Here is a 1,089-nt window from a genome sequence, read left to right as displayed (position 1 = left end):
GACGCCGAGCCCTCCGCCCTGGCTGGTGTCAGCAGCGGAGGAGACATTGGCCGCGCCACGGGAGCCGCCGAGGCTCGTGTCACCGGGGGCCGGGAACGCCTGCGCGCAGACGTCCTTGTTCAGGCCGGCCTTCTCGATGCACGCCTGGAATCCGGCCACGCGCCGCTCCTCCGCTTTCGCGTCCGGGGCGTTCACCTTGGCCCTCTCCACCTCAAGCTGCTGGGCCTGGAGGGCAAGCTCCTGGGCCCGCACCTCGGCCTGCCCGCTGAAGGCGGAGACGCCGACCGCGCTGGCCCCGACGATGACCAGTCCGGCCATGGCGATCAGGGCCTTGGTCTGCCCGTTCATCGGAGCCTTGACGGGCGGCCCGTAGGGGGTGGGAGCGGGCTGCTCCCACTCCACGCCGGTGGTCAGGCTGGTGAATCTCTGGTCGATGTATTCGCGGTCACGGTCGTGGGTCACGCTGGTTCCTCCTGGGGAGTTCAGGTGCTGTTGTTGTCATTTGCGCTCCTCGACGAGGGCGCGACAGCTCCGGCGAAACCGGCCGGGCCGGGCTCGCCGAAGCTGAGGACAGAGGAGGTCCCAGTACGAGAGACCGGCCTGCTGAAGGCGGTAAACCTGGTGTACTGGGTGGGCTGTCGACTGCTTCCGGCAGTCGCAGCGAGGGCCAGCCCGAATGCCGCGGGCTGGCCCTCACTGGTGTGTGCCGGACGGTGGCTCAGGGGCGGTAGCCGTCGGCGAGCAGCGTGACGGCCTCCTGGCGGTACTTGGAGGCGGTGTCGGTGGACGACACGTCGAACGCGCGCTGGACGTCGGCGATCGAGACGACCCGGCAGAGCTCGCGGTGGATACCGTCGGCGTCCAGGCCGACGAACTCCGCGCCGGCAGCGAGCGCCATGCGCGCGACCTTGCGGACCGCCCGCTCGCGCGGCATCAGCTTCGCGGTGTCCTCGGTTTCGACCGCGCGCCGCTCGATTTCGGCAGCGGCGAGCCGGGCTTCGGCGGCGGCGTGCTCGGTGTCGGCCTCACGCTTGCGAGCCGCCTGGGTGTTCGCGTCGGCGGTCGCCTTGCGCTCGTTCTCTTCCGCCG

At 70.9% G+C, this 1,089-nt stretch carries 2 protein-coding genes; both read right to left on the bottom strand.

What is annotated here, in order from left to right; all coding sequences use genetic code 11:
* Window positions 1-462: hypothetical protein (locus ACFVUS_RS44095; RefSeq protein ID WP_387781594.1), on the bottom strand; the 462-nt coding region annotated here is incomplete at its 3' end.
* Window positions 463-718: 256 nt separating this feature from the next.
* On the bottom strand, window positions 719-1,089 hold a 371-nt coding region (locus tag ACFVUS_RS44090), incomplete at its 5' end, for a hypothetical protein (RefSeq protein WP_387781591.1).

The organism is Nocardia sp. NPDC058058 (assembly GCF_042885355.1).
GTDB lineage: Bacteria > Actinomycetota > Actinomycetes > Mycobacteriales > Mycobacteriaceae > Nocardia.
The sequence above is the reverse complement of the archived record's forward strand: the minus strand, read 5'-3'. Positions and strand labels throughout refer to the sequence as shown.